This is a genomic window from Kaistia nematophila, from assembly GCF_026343855.1.
GTDB lineage: Bacteria > Pseudomonadota > Alphaproteobacteria > Rhizobiales > Kaistiaceae > Kaistia > Kaistia nematophila.
Map to the genome: position 1 here is coordinate 1 of NZ_JAPKNK010000019.1, position 19,997 is coordinate 19,997.

Consider the following 19,997-nt stretch of genomic DNA (forward strand, 5'->3'; position numbering starts at 1 on the left):
AACAAGTGCGACCTGGTCGACGATCCGGAGCTGCTCGAGCTCGTCGAGCTCGAAGTCCGCGAGCTGCTGTCGTCCTACGACTTCCCGGGCGATGACATTCCGATCATCAAGGGTTCGGCCGTCGTGGCCCTGCAGGATGGCGACGCCAAGCTCGGCGAAGACGCGATCCTCGAGCTGATGACCGCTGTGGATGCCTACATCCCGCAGCCGGAGCGTCCGATCGACCAGCCGTTCCTGATGCCGATCGAAGACGTGTTCTCGATCTCGGGCCGCGGCACCGTGGTGACCGGCCGCGTCGAGCGCGGCATCGTCAAGGTCGGCGAGGAAGTCGAGATCGTCGGCATCCGTCCGACCGTCAAGTCGACCTGCACCGGCGTCGAGATGTTCCGCAAGCTGCTCGACCAGGGCCAGGCTGGCGACAACATCGGCGCGCTGCTTCGCGGCATCGACCGTGAAGGCGTCGAGCGCGGCCAGATCCTGTGCAAGCCGGGTTCGGTCACGCCGCACACGGTGTTCAAGGCCGAGGCCTACATCCTGACGAAGGAAGAGGGTGGCCGTCACACGCCGTTCTTCACCAACTACCGTCCGCAGTTCTACTTCCGCACGACCGACGTGACGGGCGTGGTGACGCTGCCGGAAGGCGTCGAGATGGTGATGCCGGGCGACAACATCTCGGTGAATGTCGAGCTGATCGTCCCGATCGCCATGGAAGAGAAGCTGCGCTTCGCCATCCGTGAAGGCGGTCGTACCGTCGGCGCCGGCGTCGTCGCCAGCATCATTAAGTGATGCAAGTCCGACGCGGGTCTGCTAAGTAGCGGAGCGTCGTCGGAAAGGTTTTGAAAAGGGCCGGAAACAGCCCTTTTCTCCGGTAGGGGTATAGCTCAGCTGGTAGAGCGACGGTCTCCAAAACCGTAGGTCGTAGGTTCGAATCCTACTGCCCCTGCCAATTTAACACTTGAGGAATCGATTGATCGGTTCTATGTAACGCTTCCCAGCGGGGTGCGCAGACAGATGTTTGCGCGCCCGCAAGCCGTGAGCGGGTAATGGCCACCAAAACTAATCCATTTACGTTCCTCCAGCAGGTTCGTGCGGAGGTATCGAAGGTCGTATGGCCGTCGCGTCGCGAAACCGCGATCACGACCGTCATGGTCTTCGTTATGGCCGTGCTGGCGAGCCTGTTTTTCACGGTCGCCGATTTCGGTCTGAGCTGGGGCGTGTCGTTCCTGCTCGGCCTCGGCCGATAGGACGGAGGCTGGCCCATTGGATAAGCGCTGGTATATCGTTCACGCCTATTCGAACTTCGAGAAGAAGGTGGCTGAATCGATCCGCGAGCAGGCGGTTCAGCGCGGTCTGGCCGATCTCTTCGATGAGATCCTGGTGCCGACCGAGAAGGTCGTCGAGGTGCGCCGCGGCCGCAAGGTCGACGCCGAGCGCAAATTCTTCCCGGGTTACGTACTCGTGAAGATGGCGCTGACCGATGACGCCTATCATCTGATCAAGAACACGCCGAAGGTCACGGGCTTCCTGGGCTCGGACAACCGGCCGATGCCGATTTCCGAAGCCGAGGCCAACCGCATCATCCATCAGGTGCAGGAAGGCGTGGAGCGGCCGAAGCCGTCCGTCAGTTTCGAGGTCGGCGAGCAGGTCCGCGTGTCGGACGGCCCGTTCGCTTCGTTCAATGGTCTCGTCGAGGAAGTCGACGAGGTTCGCGCGCGGCTCAAGGTCGCCGTATCGATTTTCGGGCGCGCCACTCCGGTGGAGCTCGAATACGGTCAGGTCGAGAAGGTCTGATCGTCGGCGTGGGAGGAGGCGGCGCTCGCCAGGTGTCGCCATCCGGACCACGCCATTCCTGCCAGCTGCGGCTGGCAACCGGCCGATGTGATGTCGGCCTACCTCGTCGGCGGGTTGCCGACATGGGAAAGGAACAGAAATGGCAAAGAAGGTTGCAGGCTACCTGAAGCTTCAGGTCAAGGCCGGCTCGGCGACCCCGTCGCCGCCGATCGGTCCCGCGCTCGGCCAGCGCGGCATCAACATCATGGAATTCTGCAAGTCGTTCAACGCGCAGACCCAGGAAATGGAAAAGGGCTCCCCGGTTCCGGTGGTCATCACCTACTACCAGGACAAGTCCTTCACCTTCGTGATGAAGACGCCGCCGGTGAGCTTCCTCCTGAAGAAGGCCGCCGGTCTTGACAAGGGCGCGACGACCCCGGGCAAGGGCGCTGCCGCCGGCTCGGTCACGCATGCCCAGTGCGTCGAGATCGCGACGAAGAAGATGAAGGATCTGAACGCCGAGGATATCGAAGCGGCGGCTCGGATGGTCGAAGGTTCCGCCCGGTCCATGGGCCTCACGGTGGTCGCCTGATCATGGCTAAGCACGGCAAGCGCGTTATCAACGCCCGCGAGGGCATCGATCGCAACAAGCTCTATCCGATCAGCGTCGCTGTGGCGCTCATCAAGGATCGCGCGACGGCGAAGTTCGACGAGACCATCGAGGTTGCCCTCAACCTCGGCGTCGATCCCCGCCATGCGGACCAGATGGTCCGCGGCGTCTGCAACCTGCCGAACGGCTCCGGCCGTACGGTCCGCGTCGCGGTTTTCGCACGCGGCGCCAAGGCTGAAGAGGCCAAGGCAGCGGGTGCGGACATCGTCGGCGCCGAGGATCTGCTCGAGATCGTCCAGGGCGGCACGATCGACTTCGATCGCTGCATCGCGACCCCGGACATGATGCCGCTGGTCGGCCGTCTCGGTAAGGTGCTCGGCCCGCGCGGCCTGATGCCCAACCCGAAGGTCGGTTCGGTGACCATGGATGTCGCCACCGCCGTCAAGGGCGCCAAGGGCGGCTCGGTCGAGTTCCGCGTCGAGAAGGCTGGCATCATCCACGCCGGCATCGGCAAGGCGAGCTTCGACACCGAGAAGCTGGTCCAGAACATCAAGGCCTTCGTGGACGCCGTCCAGAAGGCCCGCCCGACCGGCGCGAAGGGCACGTACCTTCAGAAGGTCGCCGTCTCCTCGACCATGGGCCCCGGCGTCCATGTCGATCCGGCGACGACGCTCAACGCCTGAGGCGTCGAAATCTCCGCCCGGTAAAACGGGCGGCAAGATGGCCGGCGGTGGGTTCGCCCTCCGCCCGGTCGATACCTGTCCGAGACTGCAGGGGCCGGCTCGCCGGCTTAATCTCCTGCATAGACGGGGGGAAGAAGGATTTTCCGGTTTCGGCCGGTTGTCAGTTCGAACCTCTTTGACCCGAAGTCCGCAAGGGCGGCTGGGGGACAGGTACGCAGCGCCGCGATCCGACTTCGGAGCGCGGCATACGTAACCGGCGGATCCGGCCGAAAGGCCGCCCGCCAACTGGAGAGAGGCAAGTGGAAAGAGCGGAAAAGCGCGAACTTGTCTCGACGATGAACGAGGCCTTCCAGGAGACCAACGTCGTCGTCGTGGCACACTATGCCGGCCTCACCGTCGCTGAGCTGACTGCCCTTCGTGGCAAGGCTCGCGTCGCCGGGGTCAGCGTAAAGGTCGCAAAGAACCGCCTCGTCAAGCTCGCCCTTCAAGGCACGGACTCTGCCCACATTTCGGACCTGTTCACGGGTCCGACGATCGTCGCCTATTCCGACGATCCGGTGGCAGCGCCCAAGGTCGTGTCCGATTTCGCCAAGACGAATGACAAGCTCGTCATTCTCGGCGGCGCGATGGGCAAGACCAATCTGGATCCGAACGGCGTCAAGGCTCTCGCCACGCTGCCGTCGCTGGACGAACTGCGCGGCAAGCTGATCGGTCTGCTTCAGGCCCCGGCTACCAAGGTCGCGACGGTCGTCAGCGCACCGGCGGCGCAGCTCGCCCGCGTGTTCGGCGCCTATGCCAAGAAGGATGAAGCGGCGTAGGCCGTTTTCAACCCAACCCAAGTTCGAACTGATAGGAATATAAAATGGCTGATCTTGCAAAGATTGTGGACGACCTGTCCGCCCTGACCGTCCTCGAGGCTGCCGAGCTGTCGAAGCTCCTCGAAGAGAAGTGGGGCGTTTCGGCTGCGGCTCCGGTCGCTGTCGCTGCTGCTGCTGGTGGCGCTGCCCCGGCTGCTGCCGTCGAAGAGAAGACCGAGTTCGACGTCATCCTCGTGGATGCCGGCGCGAACAAGATCAACGTGATCAAGGAAGTCCGCGCGATCACCGCCCTCGGCCTCAAGGAAGCCAAGGACCTGGTCGAAGCCGCTCCGAAGGCCGTCAAGGAAGGCGTCTCGAAGGACGAGGCTGCCAAGCTTAAGACCCAGCTCGAGGGCGCAGGCGCCAAGGTCGACGTCAAGTAAGTCGACTGAATTCTGCCGGCCCCGGGTTACCGGGGCCGGTTTTCATCCTGGTCCAGAAGGACCACTATCCAGAGAGCCGCGCCCAAGCGCGGCTGAACGGCTTTCCGGATAGCTGTTCTTGAACGTAAAAAAGGAGCGAACATGGCCCTGGAATTCACCGGTCGTAAGCGCATCCGCAAGGTCTTCGGGTCCATCGGCGACGTCGCCGAGATGCCGAACCTCATCGAGGTTCAGAAGGCGTCTTACGACCAATTCCTCATGGTCGAGGAAATGAAGGGCGGACGTCCGGACGAAGGTTTGCAGGCCGTCTTCAAATCCGTTTTCCCGATCTCGGACTTCTCGAACACGGCGTTGCTCGAGTTCGTCCGTTATGATTTCGACCCGCCGAAGTACGACGTCGACGAGTGCCGCCAGCGCGGCATCACCTTCTCGGCGCCGCTCAAGGTCACGCTCCGGCTGATCGTGTTCGATGTCGACGAAGACACCGGCGCGAAGTCCGTCAAGGACATCAAGGAGCAGGAAGTCTACATGGGCGAAATGCCGCTCATGACTTCCAACGGCACCTTCATCGTCAACGGCACCGAGCGCGTGATCGTCTCGCAGATGCACCGCTCGCCGGGCGTCTTCTTCGATCACGACAAGGGCAAGACCCATTCTTCGGGCAAGCTCCTGTTCGCCGCCCGCATCATCCCGTATCGCGGTTCCTGGCTCGATATCGAGTTCGACGCCAAGGACATCGTCTATGCGCGCATCGACCGTCGCCGCAAGATTCCGGTGACGTCGCTGATGTTCGCCCTCGGCATGGACGGCGAAGAGATCCTCGACACCTTCTATTCGAAGATCGTCTACTCCAAGGTCGGCGACGGCTGGCGCATGCCGTATGATCCGGCGCGCATGAAGGGCATGAAGGCGGCGATGGACCTCATCGACGCCGACACCGGCGAAGTCGTCGTCGAGGCCGGCAAGAAGCTGACCGCGCGCGCCGCCCGCCAGCTGGCGGAGAAGGGCGTCAAGGCGCTGAAGGTTCTCGACGAGGACCTGCACGGCACCTATGTCGCCGAGGACATCGTCAACCCGTCCACGGGCGAGGTCTATGCCGAGGCCGGTGACGAGATCAGCGAGAAGCTGCTCCAGATTCTGGACGACGCGGGCTTCGACGAAGTCACGGTTCTCGACATCGACCACATCAATGTCGGCGCCTATATCCGCAACACGCTCGCCGTGGACAAGAACGAGTCGCGCGAAGACGCGCTGTTCGACATCTACCGCGTGATGCGCCCGGGCGAGCCGCCGACCGTCGACACCGCGACCGCGATGTTCCAGTCGCTGTTCTTCGACAGCGAGCGCTACGACCTGTCGGCCGTCGGCCGCGTCAAGATGAACATGCGCCTCGACCTGACGGCCGAGGACACCGTGCGCGTGCTCCGCAAGGAGGACATCCTCGGGGTCATCAAGACGCTCGTCGAACTGCGCGACGGCCAGGGCGAGATCGACGACATCGACAATCTCGGCAATCGCCGCGTGCGTTCGGTCGGCGAGCTGATGGAGAACCAGTACCGCGTCGGCCTGCTCCGCATGGAGCGCGCGATCAAGGAGCGCATGTCGTCGGTCGAGATCGGCAACGTCATGCCGCAGGACCTGATCAATGCGAAGCCGGCGGCGGCCGCCGTGCGCGAGTTCTTCGGCTCGTCGCAGCTGTCGCAGTTCATGGACCAGACCAACCCGCTGTCGGAAATCACCCACAAGCGCCGTCTCTCGGCGCTTGGCCCGGGCGGTCTGACGCGCGAGCGCGCCGGCTTCGAGGTGCGCGACGTGCATCCGACGCATTACGGCCGTATCTGCCCGATCGAGACGCCGGAAGGCCCGAACATCGGTCTGATCAACTCGCTGGCCACGTTCGCCCGCGTCAACAAGTACGGCTTCATCGAGAGCCCGTACCGGCGCGTCAAGGACGGCGTCGCGACGATGGAGATCATCTATCTGTCGGCGATGGAAGAGTCGAAGTACTACGTCGCCCAGGCGAGCGTGGAACTCGATCCGGCCGGCAAGCTGGTCGAGGACCTGATCATCTGCCGTCACTCCGGCGAAAACGTCATGGTCACGCCGGACCGCGTCGACTTCATGGACGTGTCGCCGAAGCAGGTGATCTCGGTCGCCGCGGCGCTGATCCCGTTCCTCGAGAACGACGACGCCAACCGCGCCCTCATGGGCTCGAACATGCAGCGCCAGGCGGTGCCGCTCGTTCGCGCCGAGGCGCCGTTCGTCGGCACGGGCATGGAATCGGTCGTGGCGCGTGACTCCGGCGCCGCCATCGCGGCTCGCCGCGGCGGCGTCGTCGACCAGGTCGACGCGACCCGTATCGTTATCCGCGCGACGGAGGACCTTGATCCTTCGAAGTCGGGTGTCGATATCTATCGTCTGATGAAGTTCCAGCGTTCGAACCAGTCGACCTGCATCAACCAGCGGCCGCTCGTCCGCGTGGGCGATCGCGTCGGCAAGGGCGACATCCTGGCGGACGGCCCGTCGACGGATCTTGGCGATCTGGCGCTCGGCCGGAACGTGCTCGTCGCGTTCATGCCGTGGAATGGCTACAACTTCGAGGACTCGATCCTCCTGTCCGAGCGCATCGTGTCGGATGACGTCTTCACCTCGATCCACATCGAGGAGTTCGAGGTCATGGCGCGCGATACCAAGCTCGGTCCGGAAGAAATCACGCGCGACATTCCGAACGTTTCGGAAGAGGCGCTGAAGAACCTCGACGAAGCCGGCATCGTCTACATCGGCGCCGACGTGCAGCCGGGCGACATCCTCGTCGGCAAGATCACGCCGAAGGGCGAAAGCCCGATGACGCCGGAAGAGAAGCTTCTGCGCGCCATCTTCGGCGAGAAGGCCTCCGACGTCCGCGACACCTCGCTCCGCGTCCCGCCGGGCGTTACCGGCACCATCGTGGAAGTGCGCGTCTTCAACCGCCATGGCGTGGAGAAGGACGAGCGCGCGATGGCGATCGAGCGCGAGGAGATCGAGCGTCTCGCCAAGGACCGCGACGACGAGCAGGCCATCCTGGACCGCAACGTCTATGGCCGCCTGATCGACATGTTCGAGGGCAAGACCGCTTCCAGCGGCCCGAAGAACTTCAAGAAGGACACCGTGCTGTCGCGCGATGTCATCGAGGAGTATCCGCGGTCGCAGTGGTGGCAGTTCGCTTTCGCCGACGAAAAGGTCATGGGCGAGATCGAGGCTCTGCGCGGATCCTATGACGAGAGCCGCAAGCGGCTGGAGAAGCGCTTCATCGACAAGGTCGAGAAGCTGCAGCGCGGCGACGAGCTGCCTCCGGGCGTGATGAAGATGGTCAAGGTCTTCGTCGCGGTGAAGCGCAAGATCCAGCCAGGCGACAAGATGGCCGGCCGTCACGGCAACAAGGGCGTCGTGTCGCGGATCACCCCGATCCAGGACATGCCGTTCCTCGAGGACGGCACGCATGTCGACATCGTGCTGAACCCGCTCGGCGTGCCGAGCCGCATGAACGTCGGCCAGATCCTGGAGACGCATCTGGGCTGGGCTTGCGCGGGCATGGGCCTGAAGATCGGCAAGATGCTCGAGGACTACAAGAAGACGGGCGACGTCAAGCCGCTCCGCCTGACCCTCGACGGCATCTACAACGGTCCGAAGGACGAGCCTGTCGCGGAGCTGGACGATGAATCGGTCGTCCGGATGAGCGAGCATCTGAAGAAGGGCGTCTCGATTGCGACGCCGGTCTTCGACGGTGCGCGCGAGCCGGACATCGTCGAGATGCTGAATGACGCGGGGCTGCATGCCTCGGGCCAGTCGGTGCTCTATGACGGCCGTACCGGTGAGGCCTTCGACCGCAAGGTGACCGTGGGCTACATCTACATGCTCAAGCTGCACCACCTGGTGGACGACAAGATCCACGCCCGTTCGATCGGCCCGTACTCGCTCGTTACCCAGCAGCCGTTGGGCGGCAAGGCGCAGTTCGGCGGTCAGCGCTTCGGCGAAATGGAGGTCTGGGCTCTCGAGGCCTATGGCGCCGCCTACACGCTGCAGGAGATGCTGACGGTGAAGTCGGACGACGTGGCCGGCCGTACCAAGGTCTACGAGGCGATCGTCCGCGGCGACGACACGTTCGAGGCCGGTATTCCGGAATCGTTCAACGTGCTGGTCAAGGAAATGCGGTCGCTCGGCCTCGACGTCGAGCTCAACCAGTCCAAGCGCGCCTTGGATGCGGAGGCCGGCGAGAGCTTGCCGGACGCGGCGGAGTAATCCGTCGCGTCAATCGGTGAGCCCATTCAGTTTACATGCGGTGGGCCGGGATGAGCGATGTGCTCGACCGGCCACCGGCATCGAAGGAGATCGGCGATGAATCAAGAAGTCGCGAACATCTTCAATCCGCTGGCGCAGCCGGCACAGAACTTCGACCAGATCCGCATCCATATTGCGAGCCCTGAGAAGATTCTGTCCTGGTCGTATGGCGAGATCAAAAAGCCGGAAACGATCAACTACCGGACCTTCAAGCCCGAGCGCGACGGCCTGTTCTGCGCGCGCATCTTCGGGCCGATCAAGGACTACGAGTGCTTGTGCGGCAAGTACAAGCGCATGAAGTACAAGGGCATCATCTGCGAGAAGTGCGGCGTTGAAGTCACGCTCGCGCGCGTTCGTCGTGACCGCATGGGCCACATCGAGCTCGCGGCGCCCGTCGCGCACATCTGGTTCCTGAAGTCGCTTCCGTCGCGCATCGGCATGCTGATGGACATGACGCTCAAGGATCTGGAGCGCATTCTCTATTTCGAGAACTACGTCGTCATCGAGCCGGGCCTCACCCCGCTGAAGGAGCGTCAGCTCCTGTCGGAGGAAGAGTACCTGCGCGCCCAGGACGAATATGGTGACGACTCGTTCACCGCCATGATCGGCGCGGAAGCCATCCGCGAGATGATGATGGCGCTCGACCTGCCGAAGCTCGCCGCGGACCTCCGCGAAGAGATCGCCACTTCGACCTCGGAGCTGAAGCCGAAGAAGCTCGGCAAGCGCCTGAAGCTGGTGGAAGCGTTCATCGAATCCGGCAACCGTCCGGAGTGGATGATCATGACCGTCATCCCGGTCATCCCGCCGGATCTTCGCCCGCTCGTTCCGCTCGACGGCGGCCGCTTTGCGACCTCCGACCTGAACGACCTGTACCGCCGCGTCATCAACCGCAACAATCGTCTGAAGCGGCTGATCGAACTGCGCGCGCCGGACATCATCATCCGCAACGAGAAGCGCATGCTTCAGGAAGCGGTCGATGCGCTGTTCGACAACGGCCGTCGCGGCCGCGTCATCACCGGCGCCAACAAGCGTCCGCTGAAGTCGCTCTCCGACATGCTGAAGGGCAAGCAGGGCCGCTTCCGCCAGAACCTGCTCGGCAAGCGCGTCGACTATTCCGGCCGTTCGGTCATCGTGGTCGGCCCGGAGATGAAGCTGCACCAGTGCGGCCTGCCGAAGAAGATGGCGCTCGAGCTGTTCAAGCCGTTCATCTACTCGCGCCTCGACGCCAAGGGCTTCTCCTCCACGGTGAAGCAGGCGAAGAAGCTCGTCGAGAAGGAGCGGCCGGAAGTCTGGGATATCCTGGATGAGGTCATCCGCGAGCATCCGATCCTGCTGAACCGCGCCCCGACGCTTCACCGCCTCGGCATCCAGGCCTTCGAGCCGGTGCTGATCGAAGGCAAGGCGATCCAGCTGCATCCGCTCGTCTGCTCGGCCTTCAACGCCGACTTCGACGGCGACCAGATGGCCGTGCACGTCCCGCTGTCGCTCGAAGCGCAGCTGGAAGCGCGCGTGCTGATGATGTCGACCAACAACATCCTGCACCCCGCGAACGGCCAGCCGATCATCGTGCCGTCGCAGGACATCGTTCTCGGCCTCTACTATCTGTCGATCATGGCGGAGAAGGAGCCGGGCGAGGGCATGTTGCTGAGCTCGATCGCCGAGATCGAGCATGCGCTGGCCGCCAAGGCGATCACGCTGCACACCAAGATCCGCGGTCGCTATCGTGGCATCGACGCGGACGGCAACGTCACGTCGAAGATCTACGACACGACGCCGGGCCGCCTGCTGATCGGCGAACTGCTGCCGAAGCACCCGAACCTGCCCTTCGACGTCGTCAACAAGCTGATGACCAAGAAGGAAGTTTCGAACACGATCGACGCCGTCTACCGCCATTGCGGTCAGAAGGAGACGGTCATTTTCTGCGATCGCATCATGGCGCTCGGCTTCCGCGAAGCCTGCCGCGCGGGCATTTCGTTCGGCAAGGACGACATGGTCATCCCGCCGACCAAGGCCAAGCTGGTCGAGGAGACCCAGGCGCTCGCGAAGGATTACGAGCAGCAGTACAATGACGGCCTGATCACCTTCGGTGAGAAGTACAACAAGGTCGTCGACGCTTGGGCGAAGTGTGGCGACGCCGTCGCCGCCGAGATGATGAAGGGCATTTCCGCCGTTCAGTACGACGCGGAAACCGGTCGTCAGAAGCCGATGAACTCGGTCTACATGATGAGCCATTCGGGCGCCCGTGGTTCGCCGACCCAGATGAAGCAGCTGGCCGGCATGCGCGGTCTGATGACCAAGCCGTCGGGCGAGATCATCGAGAACCCGATCATCTCGAACTTCAAGGAAGGCCTGACCGTTCTCGAGTACTTCAACTCGACCCACGGTGCCCGTAAGGGTCTGGCCGACACCGCGCTGAAGACCGCGAACTCGGGTTACCTGACGCGTCGTCTCGTCGACGTGGCGCAGGACTGCATCATCATTGCCAAGGACTGCGGTACGACCAACGGCCTGAAGATGCAGGCGGTGATCGACAGCGGTCAGGTGGTGGCGTCGCTCGGCCTGCGCATCCTCGGCCGTACGGCCGCGGAGGACGTGGTGTCCGGCGCGACCGGCGAGCTGCTGGTTCCGGCCGGCAAGCTGATCGAGGAGCCCGATGTCGATCGCATCGAGAAGGCCGGCGTACAGGCGGTGAAGATCCGCTCGGTGCTGACCTGCGATACCAAGATCGGCGTCTGCGCGGCCTGCTACGGCCGCGACCTGGCGCGCGGCACGACCGTCAACATGGGCGAAGCCGTCGGCGTCATCGCGGCGCAGTCGATCGGCGAGCCCGGCACGCAGCTCACCATGCGCACGTTCCACATCGGTGGCACGGCGCAGGTGGTCGACTCGTCCTTCATCGAGTCGAGCTTCGAAGGCACGGTCACGATGCGTAACCGCAACGTGGTCCGCGACTCGAGCGGCAAGCTCGTGGCCCTTGGCCGCAACATGGCGATCGTGATCGTCGATAAGGACGGAACCGAGCGTGCGGTCAACCGCATCACCTATGGTTCGCGCCTGCATGTCGACGAGGGCGATCAGGTCAAGCGCGGTCAGCGTCTGGCGGAATGGGACCCCTATACCCGTCCGGTGCTGACGGAAGTCTCGGGCACGATCGGCTACGAGGACATGGTCGAAGGCATCTCGATCGCCGAGACGGCCGACGAGTCGACGGGCATCACCAAGCGCGTCGTCATCGACTGGCGCGCCAACCCGCGCGGCGGCGACCTGAAGCCGGCGATCGTGATCAAGGGCAAGGACGGCAAGGTGCTGAAGCTCGCCCGCGGTGGCGAAGCCCGGTACATGCTGTCGGTCGAGACCATTCTCTCGGTTGATCCGGGTTCGACGGTCCACGCCGGTGACGTGCTGGCACGTATTCCGACGGAAGGCGCCAAGACGCGCGACATCACGGGCGGTCTGCCGCGCGTGGCGGAGCTGTTCGAGGCCCGTCGTCCGAAGGATCACGCCATCATCGCCGAGATGGACGGCACGATCCGCTTCGGTCGCGACTACAAGAACAAGCGTCGCGTCATCGTCGAGCCGGCCGAAGGTGCGGTTGGTCAGGATGGCGAGCTGCTGGAGCCGATCGAGTACCTGATCCCGAAGGGCAAGCCGTTCCATCTCCAGGAAGGCGACGCCGTGGAGAAGGGCGACTACATCATGGACGGCAACCCGGCGCCGCATGACATTCTGGCGATCAAGGGCGTGGAGGCACTTGCGGCCTACCTCGTCAACGAAATCCAGGACGTCTACCGGTTGCAGGGCGTGCAGATCAACGACAAGCACATCGAGGTGATCGTTCGCCAGATGCTGCAGAAGGTCGAGATCTACGATGCCGGCGAGACGGAGTTCTTCACCGGCGAGCAGATCGACCGGCTGGAGTTCGACCTGGTGAACGACAAGGCCAAGGCCGAGGGCAAGAAGCCTGCCGCCGGCAACCCGGTCCTGCTCGGCATCACCAAGGCCAGCCTGCAGACGCGGTCGTTCTTCTCGGCTGCCTCGTTCCAGGAGACGACCCGCGTCCTCACCGAGGCGGCCGTCAACGGCAAGGTCGATCCGCTCGATGGTCTCAAGGAGAACATCATCGTCGGTCGTCTGATCCCGGCCGGTACGGGTGGCACGATGGGTCGCATCCGCGAGATCGCTACCAAGCGCGACGATCTCATCCTCGAGGAGCGTCGCCGCTCCTCGGCGGGTTCGGCCCCGGCCCAGGCCCCTGCGGGCCTGCTCGGAGACCTGACCAACGCTGCCGAGTAACAGGCGCGTCGCATCGAATGAAAGGCCGCCTTCGGGCGGCCTTTTTTCGTGGCGCAGATGTCGCGGTCCCGGAGATTCGTCCCGCAGGCCCCTGCGGCAGCGCATCTGTCACAGGGATCCGCTAGGGTGATGCCGATCTCGGGCGGCCGGGCGTTTACGCGCGGGGAATATCGCGGGTTGCGCATTGGCTGCGCGCTCGCATAGAGAGTTCGAGTAGGGAATTTGGCCACGTCCTGCTTGCGCGGAGCGGCGGTGCCTTCGTTGACCAGGCTGTTCGTCCTTTTCGGGGGTAGCTCCACTTGCGTAGCGTGATGGTTTGGATCCGGACGGGCGTGACGAGCCTGGTTCTCGTCGGGCTGCTTGCCGGTTGCGGCGGCCGGCCGAAGGACGTTCTGCTGCCGGTTGCCGTCACGGCGCCGATTCCGGGCAGCAGCACGGTCGACATGATGGTGGCGACGACGCGCCAGCGGTCGAACGTTCCGGGCGAGATCTTCACCGGCGAGCGTGGCCGGGCGATCGACTTCGCCAATATGGTCGTCTCGATCCCGCCGGATAATGTCCGCAAGAAGGGCGACGTGCAGTGGCCGAAGAAGCTGCCCGGCGACCCGACGAAGGATTTCGTCACCCTGAAGGCGCAGGACATGAACCTGAAGCAGGCGAGAGCCTGGTTCAATAGCCGCATAAAGGCGACGCCGAAGCGGCAGGCCCTGGTCTTCATCCATGGCTTCAACAACCGCTTCGAGGATGCCGTCTACCGCTTCGCCCAGATCGTGCATGACTCCGGTTCCGACGTCGTGCCGATCCTCTTCACCTGGCCGTCGCGCGGCAGCGTGCTCGCCTATGGCTACGACCGCGAGAGCAACAACTATTCCCGCGATGCGCTCGAACTGCTGCTGAAGGCGCTGGCCGACGATCCGAACGTCGACGAGGTGTCGATCCTCGCGCACTCGATGGGCAATTGGGTGACGCTGGAAGCGCTGCGTCAGATGGCGATCCGCGACAAGCGCGTGGCGCCAAAGATCAGGAACGTCATGCTGGCCGCGCCGGACGTCGATGTCGACGTGTTCCGCCGCCAGATGGCCGATATCGGCCCGAACGGCCCGCAGGTGACGCTGTTCGTCTCGCAGGACGACCGCGCCCTCAAGGTCTCCCGCCGCGTCTGGGGCAATATCGAGCGCCTCGGCCAGATCAATGTCGCGCAGGAACCGTTTGCGACCGAGATGCAGCAGGACAAGATCACGGTCATCGACCTCACCAAACTGCGTACGGACGACCGGCTCAATCACGCCAAGTTCGCCGCCAGCCCCGAAGTCGTGCAACTGATCGGCGCCCGCCTGGCCGAGGGCCAGACGATGACGGATTCGAAGTCCGCGTTCGGCGACAGGCTCGTGGCCGTCACCACCGGCGCCGCCGCAAGCGTCGGAACCGCGGCGGGCCTGATCGTGACAGCGCCCGTCGCCATCATCGATCCAGAGACGCGCGAAACCTACAACTCGCAGATCAAGGCGTTCGGCAACACCCTGTCGGACAATGCTGACTCGGCCGGCGCGCTGCTGAAGCCGGCGAGCGGCGTCGCCTACTAGCGCCGCCGGCGGACGGCCCGCCGCTGGACATGTCGCTTCTGTCATGGAGGCGACATGTCGGTGTCGCTTGGCTGAGACATGGGCGCACTACGACATCCCCGTTCCCTTCGAACGGAGACCTGACCATGTCGCTTCGCCATGCCTTTCTCGCTGGCCTGTCGTTCGTCGCGCTTGCGACCGGCGCTTCCGCCGCCGAGCCCCGCCAGTTCGACGCAGTCCTGAGCCACCATGCCGTCCTGCCGGCCCAGAGCTTTGCGGTTCCGCCGGCGGATGCGCCCGCCGCGCTCAACACCTCCGGCCGTTATACGGGCACGGGCGCCGATCTCGGCCGCCGCTTCGACCGCCTCTATTCGATCTACGATGCCGATACCGGCCTTGCCCGTCCCTTCGCCGGGCAGCCGGTTCAGGGCTTCTCCGGCATCCGCGCGCTCGGCGACGGCACCTACGTCGTCCTGACCGACAACGGCTTCGGCGCCAAGGCGAACTCCGCCGATGCGATGATCATGTTCCACATCGTCAGGCCGGACTGGGAGACGGGCCGCGTCGAGATCGTCAAGACGATCTTCGCCAAGGATCCGAACCGCGTGGTGCCGTTCCGCATCGTCAACGAGAACACCGATAGCCGCTACCTGACCGGCGCCGATTTCGATCCGGAGAGCATCCAGAAGGTGGGTGACAATTTCTGGATCGGCGACGAGTTCGGCCCTTATCTGTTCGAAGTCTCGGCCGACGGCACCGTGCTGAGCCTGAAGGAGACCGTCGTCGACGGCGTTACCTATCGCTCGCCGGACAACTATGGCGTTGTGATGCCGGCCGGTCCCGACAAGCCGCTGCCGGAATTCAACGTTCGCCGCTCGAAGGGCTTCGAGGGCATGGCGCTCTCGACCGACGGCAAGACGCTGCATCCGATGCTCGAGGGCGCGCCGTGGGACGCCAAGGTCGGCAAGTATCTCGAGAAGGGCGGCAAGTCGGTCCTGCCGATCTTCGATTTCGACATCGCGTCGAAAGCCTTTGCCGACAAGGTCCGCTACTATCCGCTCGAGGATTTTGGCAACGCGATTGGCGACTTCAACATGATCGACGCCAACCGCGCCCTCGTGATCGAGCGCGACGGCGGGGCAGGTGACCCGCGTGAGGGCTGGGCGAAGACCCCGGCCAAGTTCAAGCGCATCTATCTGATAGACCTCTCCAAGACCGACGCCGACGGCATCGTTCGCAAGGTCGGTTTCATCGACCTGATGGCTATCAAGGATCCGAATGCCGTTGCCCGTGCCGGCTCGAAGGACGGCGTCTTCACCTTCCCGTTCGAGACGATCGAGAATGTAGACCGCATCGACGACACTCACATCATCGTCGCCGACGACAACAACTTCCCGTTCTCCGTTGGCCGCGCCAAGGGCAAGGCCGACAACAACGAGTTCATCGTTCTTGAGGTCGCTGACTTCCTCAAGGCCGAGTGACGCGTTTACGCCTCCGACACCATCGTGAAGGGCTGCCCCCGGGCGGCCCTTTTCCTTTTGCGCGGGACCCTCTAGCAGTGACGCTGGGGAAGAACGGATGTCGGCCATGACGGCTGGCCCTTGCGCTTGGGAAGAAGCGCGCCCGGGGAGGGGCTCCTATGAATCGTCTATCTCTTGTCGCTATCGGCCTTGTGGTCATGGCAGGCGGCGCTTTCGCCGAAGAAAGCTATAAGCCGGCCGTGAAGGTGAAGCGGGTCCTCCAGACCACCACCACGACGAGCGGCGATCCGATCCGCTATCCGACTGTGTCGGACCCGGAAGTGCAGACGCTGATCGTCGAGATTCCACCAGGCGCCGAGACCGGCTGGCACACCCATCCGGTGCCGGCCTACGCCTATATCCTGGCCGGGACGATCGAGGTCGACAGCGAGGGCGGCGGGAAGCGAATCTTCAAGGCGGGAGATTCGTTTGCGGAAATGGTCGATCACCGGCATAACGGCCGAGTCGTCGGCGACGAAACCGTTAAAATCCTCATGATCGTAACCGGTCAGAAAGGAGTCGCGTTTTCGGAGCGGACGCAAGCGCCGGACTGAGTCGGTCTGATTCCGGTTTGTTCTCGCTCTGCGGAACCGTCCGGATTTCGAATCTTGCGCCGATGCCGCATCGATCTTGCGGAAAATTGCCGGGGCAGGGCGCTGTTTGGGGATTCCTTACGCGGCGCCAGCCCACGAAAAGAACCCCACGGAGGGGTTGACTGGAACCCTGCGAATAAGTAGGTTCCGCGAGCTTTCAGGCAGGTGGTAAGTGCAGTTTTCCGGCGGCGCCACGTCGCGGAGTTCAAGCTTAGACACTGTCGGAATCGAAACAGAGTTAGAACGACACGCATGATCGCGGTGAACGCCGTGATCCTCTGCTTTTCGTAGCGCCTCCGCGGCAAGCGGTCCGGGCGCTCTTTGTTCATGGTCAGTCGGCTGTGGCGAAGGTGCGGAAAGCGGAAGAGAGAAACAGAACCGTAGGCTAGCTGAAAGGCGAAGCATGCCGACAATTAACCAGCTCATCCGCAAGCCGCGCCAGGCGCCGGCGAAGCGGAACAAGGTTCCGGCGCTGCAGGAGAACCCGCAGAAGCGCGGCGTTTGCACTCGCGTCTATACGACCACGCCGAAGAAGCCGAACTCGGCACTTCGTAAGGTCGCGAAGGTTCGCCTGACCAATGGCTTCGAGGTCATTGGCTACATCCCGGGCGAAGGCCACAACCTGCAGGAGCACTCTGTCGTCATGATCCGTGGCGGCCGCGTCAAGGATCTGCCGGGCGTGCGCTACCACATCCTGCGCGGCGTGCTCGACACCCAGGGTGTCAAGAACCGCAAGCAGCGCCGCTCGAAGTACGGCGCGAAGCGTCCGAAGTAATAGGGAACAGGATCCATGTCCCGTCGCCATAGTGCAGAGAAGCGCGAGATCATCCCGGACCCCAAGTTCGGCGATATCGTCGTCACCAAGTTCATGAATGCCGTCATGTATGACGGCAAGAAGTCTGTCGCCGAGCGCATCGTTTACGGTGCCTTCGACATCATCCAGAACCGCACCAAGCAGGAGCCCGTCGTGGTGTTCCGCCAGGCTCTGGACAACGTCGCGCCGCACATCGAAGTGCGTTCGCGTCGCGTCGGTGGTGCGACCTACCAGGTTCCCGTCGAGGTTCGTTCGGACCGTCGTCAGGCCCTCGCCATCCGTTGGCTCCTCAACGCCGCTCGCGGCCGTAACGAGAAGACCATGGTCGAGCGTCTGTCGGGCGAGCTGCTGGACGCCTCGAACAGCCGCGGCAACGCCGTCAAGAAGCGCGAAGACACGCACCGCATGGCCGAGGCCAATCGCGCGTTCTCGCACTATCGCTGGTAAACGATCGGACAAAGGCAGACCATTATGGCCCGCACGCATAAGATCGAAGACTACCGCAACTTCGGAATCATGGCCCACATCGACGCGGGCAAGACGACGACGACCGAGCGGATTCTGTACTATTCGGGCAAGAGCCATAAGATTGGTGAAGTCCACGACGGCGCTGCAACCATGGATTACATGGAGCAGGAGCAGGAGCGTGGCATCACCATCACCTCTGCCGCGACCACGACGTTCTGGAACGGCAAGCGCCTGAACATCATCGACACCCCCGGCCACGTGGACTTCACGATCGAAGTCGAGCGTTCGCTGCGTGTGCTCGACGGTGCCGTGTGCGTTCTCGATTCGAACCAGGGCGTCGAGCCGCAGACCGAGACCGTCTGGCGTCAGGGCGACAAGTACCGCGTTCCGCGCGTTGTCTTCTGCAACAAGATGGACAAGACCGGCGCCAACTTCGACATGTGCCTGGAGGACATCAAGGTCCGCCTCGGCGCGCGTCCGGTTGCGCTGCAGCTTCCGATCGGCGCTGAGTCCGACTTCAAGGGCATCATCGACCTGGTCACCATGGAAGCCAAGGTCTGGAACAGCGATGTGCAGGGTTCGATGTACGACATCGAAGCGATCCCCGCTCATCTGCAGGAGAAGGCTGAAGAGGCCCGCGCTGCCCTGATCGAGGCCGCCGTCGAGCTCGACGACGCCGCGATGGAAGCCTACCTCGAGGGCAACGAGCCGGACCAGGCGACCCTGAAGTCGCTCATCCGCAAGGCTGTGCTGCACTCGGCCTGGTTCCCGGTCCTCTGCGGCACGGCGTTCAAGAACAAAGGCGTGCAGACGCTGCTCGACGCCGTTGTCGACTACCTGCCGTCCCCGGTCGACGTTCCGCCGACCAAGGGCATCGACCCGAAGACCGAGCTCGAAGTCGAGCGCAAGTCGAGCGACGAAGAGCCGCTTTCGATCCTGGCGTTCAAGATCATCGAAGACCCCTTCGGCGTTCTGACGTTCGCCCGCGTCTATTCGGGCGTGCTGACCAAGGGCACGACGCTGCTCAACTCCACCAAGGAGAAGCGCGAGCGTATCGGCCGCATGGTCGCCATGCATGCGAATTCGCGTGAGGACATCGAAGAGGCCTACGCCGGCGACATCGTCGCTCTGGTCGGCCTCAAGGAGACCCGCACCGGCGACACGCTCTGCGATCCCGCGAACCCCGTCATCCTCGAGAAGATGGAATTCCCCGAGCCGGTCATCGAGATGTCGGTGGAAGTGGCTTCCAAGGCCGACCAGGAGAAGCTGGGCCTCGCCCTGCAGAAGCTGGCGTCCGAGGATCCGTCCTTCCGCGTCTCGACGGACAGCGAGTCCGGCCAGACCATCATCAAGGGCATGGGCGAGCTTCACCTCGACATCAAGATCGACATCCTTCGTCGCGCTCCGTTCAACATCAACGTGAACGTCGGTGCTCCGCAGGTTGCCTATCGCGAGACGATCCGCAAGCAGACCGAAATCGACTACACGCACAAGAAGCAGACCGGTGGTACCGGCCAGTTCGCCCGCGTGAAGTTCGTGGTCGAGCCGAACGAGATCGGCGCCGGCTACACGTTCGAGAACAAGATCATCGGCGGTGTGGTTCCGAAGGAATACATCCCGGGCGTCGAAAAGGGTCTGAACTCGGTGATGAGCTCGGGTCCGATCGCCGGCTTCCCGGTGGTGGACGTCAAGATCTCGCTGATCGACGGTGCCTATCACGAAGTCGACTCGTCGGCGATCGCGTTCGAAATCGCGTCGCGCGCCGCCCTTCGCGAAGGTCTCATGAAGGCCAATCCGGCCCTTCTCGAGCCCGTCATGAAGGTCGAGGTCGTCTCGCCGGAAGAGTATGTGGGTTCGGTTATCGGCGATCTGAATTCTCGCCGCGGCCAGATCCAGGGCCAGGACATGCGCGGCAACGCGAATGTCATCACGGCCTTCGTTCCGCTCGCGAACATGTTCTCCTACGTGAACAACCTGCGCTCCATGAGCCAGGGCCGCGCGAGCTACACGATGCAGTTTGACCATTATGAGCAGGTCCCGCAGGCCGTCGCTCAGGAGGTCCAGGCGAAGTACGCCTAGGCCTTTACGACGCGAAACTGAACCTGCTGACAGATACGACGGAGAATT

Annotated in this window: 15 protein-coding genes and 1 tRNA gene; all 16 read left to right on the plus strand. The window is 63.4% G+C overall.

The features are described from left to right. The coding region (locus OSH07_RS24210; RefSeq protein ID WP_266341290.1) for an elongation factor Tu at nt 1–786 on the plus strand (786 nt) is incomplete at its 5' end. A gap of 84 nt (nt 787–870) precedes the next feature. Beyond that, nucleotides 871–946: transfer RNA gene (locus OSH07_RS24215), tRNA-Trp, on the plus strand. Nucleotides 947–1,043: 97 nt separating this feature from the next. Then, nucleotides 1,044–1,244, plus strand: coding sequence for a preprotein translocase subunit SecE (gene secE / locus OSH07_RS24220; RefSeq protein ID WP_029075548.1), 201 nt, complete (start codon nt 1,044–1,046; stop codon nt 1,242–1,244). Nucleotides 1,245–1,260: 16 nt separating this feature from the next. Then, nucleotides 1,261–1,791: a transcription termination/antitermination protein NusG gene (gene nusG, locus OSH07_RS24225; RefSeq protein ID WP_266341291.1), complete on the plus strand. Its 531-nt coding sequence runs from the start codon at nt 1,261–1,263 to the stop codon at nt 1,789–1,791. Between the two features lie 139 nt (nt 1,792–1,930). Beyond that, nucleotides 1,931–2,362 (plus strand): 50S ribosomal protein L11, encoded by a 432-nt coding sequence (rplK, locus tag OSH07_RS24230; RefSeq protein WP_266341292.1) that lies wholly within the window; start codon nt 1,931–1,933, stop codon nt 2,360–2,362. Between the two features lie 2 nt (nt 2,363–2,364). Further along, the gene (gene rplA, locus OSH07_RS24235; RefSeq protein WP_266341293.1) at nt 2,365–3,063 is read left to right on the plus strand and encodes a 50S ribosomal protein L1; all 699 of its coding nucleotides are present in this window, start codon (nt 2,365–2,367) and stop codon (nt 3,061–3,063) included. Nucleotides 3,064–3,362: 299 nt separating this feature from the next. Next, nucleotides 3,363–3,881 carry a 50S ribosomal protein L10 gene (gene rplJ / locus OSH07_RS24240; RefSeq protein WP_420909680.1) on the plus strand — a complete coding sequence of 173 codons (519 nt, stop codon included), beginning with the start codon at nt 3,363–3,365 and terminating at the stop codon, nt 3,879–3,881. A 44-nt stretch (nt 3,882–3,925) separates the two neighbouring features. Continuing rightward, complete coding sequence (rplL, locus tag OSH07_RS24245; RefSeq protein ID WP_266341294.1) at nt 3,926–4,303, plus strand: 50S ribosomal protein L7/L12; 378 nt, start codon at nt 3,926–3,928, stop codon at nt 4,301–4,303. Nucleotides 4,304–4,444: 141 nt separating this feature from the next. Further along, nucleotides 4,445–8,581, plus strand: coding sequence for a DNA-directed RNA polymerase subunit beta (rpoB, locus tag OSH07_RS24250; protein WP_266341295.1), 4,137 nt, complete (start codon nt 4,445–4,447; stop codon nt 8,579–8,581). Between the two features lie 96 nt (nt 8,582–8,677). After that, on the plus strand, nt 8,678–12,913 hold the full coding sequence (gene rpoC, locus OSH07_RS24255) for a DNA-directed RNA polymerase subunit beta' (RefSeq protein ID WP_266341296.1): 4,236 nt from the start codon (nt 8,678–8,680) through the stop codon (nt 12,911–12,913). 311 nt (nt 12,914–13,224) lie between these two features. Next, the gene (locus OSH07_RS24260; protein ID WP_266341297.1) at nt 13,225–14,496 is read left to right on the plus strand and encodes an alpha/beta hydrolase; all 1,272 of its coding nucleotides are present in this window, start codon (nt 13,225–13,227) and stop codon (nt 14,494–14,496) included. Nucleotides 14,497–14,621: 125 nt separating this feature from the next. Next, complete coding sequence (locus OSH07_RS24265) at nt 14,622–15,956, plus strand: esterase-like activity of phytase family protein (RefSeq protein ID WP_266341298.1); 1,335 nt, start codon at nt 14,622–14,624, stop codon at nt 15,954–15,956. A gap of 158 nt (nt 15,957–16,114) precedes the next feature. Continuing rightward, on the plus strand, nt 16,115–16,549 hold the full coding sequence (locus tag OSH07_RS24270) for a cupin domain-containing protein (protein ID WP_266341299.1): 435 nt from the start codon (nt 16,115–16,117) through the stop codon (nt 16,547–16,549). Nucleotides 16,550–16,991: 442 nt separating this feature from the next. After that, nucleotides 16,992–17,363, plus strand: a complete 372-nt coding sequence (gene rpsL / locus OSH07_RS24275; protein WP_029075557.1) for a 30S ribosomal protein S12 — start codon at nt 16,992–16,994, stop codon at nt 17,361–17,363. Nucleotides 17,364–17,378: 15 nt separating this feature from the next. Continuing rightward, nucleotides 17,379–17,849 (plus strand): 30S ribosomal protein S7, encoded by a 471-nt coding sequence (gene rpsG, locus OSH07_RS24280; RefSeq protein WP_266341300.1) that lies wholly within the window; start codon nt 17,379–17,381, stop codon nt 17,847–17,849. A 24-nt stretch (nt 17,850–17,873) separates the two neighbouring features. After that, nucleotides 17,874–19,949, plus strand: a complete 2,076-nt coding sequence (gene fusA / locus OSH07_RS24285) for an elongation factor G (protein ID WP_266341301.1) — start codon at nt 17,874–17,876, stop codon at nt 19,947–19,949. Nucleotides 19,950–19,997 lie beyond the last annotated feature (48 nt).

Coding starts and splice junctions, on each gene's coding strand:
- OSH07_RS24260 (WP_266341297.1), top strand. CDS start 13,225: ATGGTTTGGATCCGGACGGGCGTGACGAGCCTGGTTCTCGTCGGGCTG.
- OSH07_RS24265 (WP_266341298.1), top strand. CDS start 14,622: ATGTCGCTTCGCCATGCCTTTCTCGCTGGCCTGTCGTTCGTCGCGCTT.
- rpsG (WP_266341300.1), top strand. CDS start 17,379: ATGTCCCGTCGCCATAGTGCAGAGAAGCGCGAGATCATCCCGGACCCC.
- secE (WP_029075548.1), top strand. CDS start 1,044: ATGGCCACCAAAACTAATCCATTTACGTTCCTCCAGCAGGTTCGTGCG.
- fusA (WP_266341301.1), top strand. CDS start 17,874: ATGGCCCGCACGCATAAGATCGAAGACTACCGCAACTTCGGAATCATG.
- rpsL (WP_029075557.1), top strand. CDS start 16,992: ATGCCGACAATTAACCAGCTCATCCGCAAGCCGCGCCAGGCGCCGGCG.
- rplK (WP_266341292.1), top strand. CDS start 1,931: ATGGCAAAGAAGGTTGCAGGCTACCTGAAGCTTCAGGTCAAGGCCGGC.
- rplL (WP_266341294.1), top strand. CDS start 3,926: ATGGCTGATCTTGCAAAGATTGTGGACGACCTGTCCGCCCTGACCGTC.
- rplA (WP_266341293.1), top strand. CDS start 2,365: ATGGCTAAGCACGGCAAGCGCGTTATCAACGCCCGCGAGGGCATCGAT.
- rpoB (WP_266341295.1), top strand. CDS start 4,445: ATGGCCCTGGAATTCACCGGTCGTAAGCGCATCCGCAAGGTCTTCGGG.
- rpoC (WP_266341296.1), top strand. CDS start 8,678: ATGAATCAAGAAGTCGCGAACATCTTCAATCCGCTGGCGCAGCCGGCA.
- OSH07_RS24270 (WP_266341299.1), top strand. CDS start 16,115: ATGAATCGTCTATCTCTTGTCGCTATCGGCCTTGTGGTCATGGCAGGC.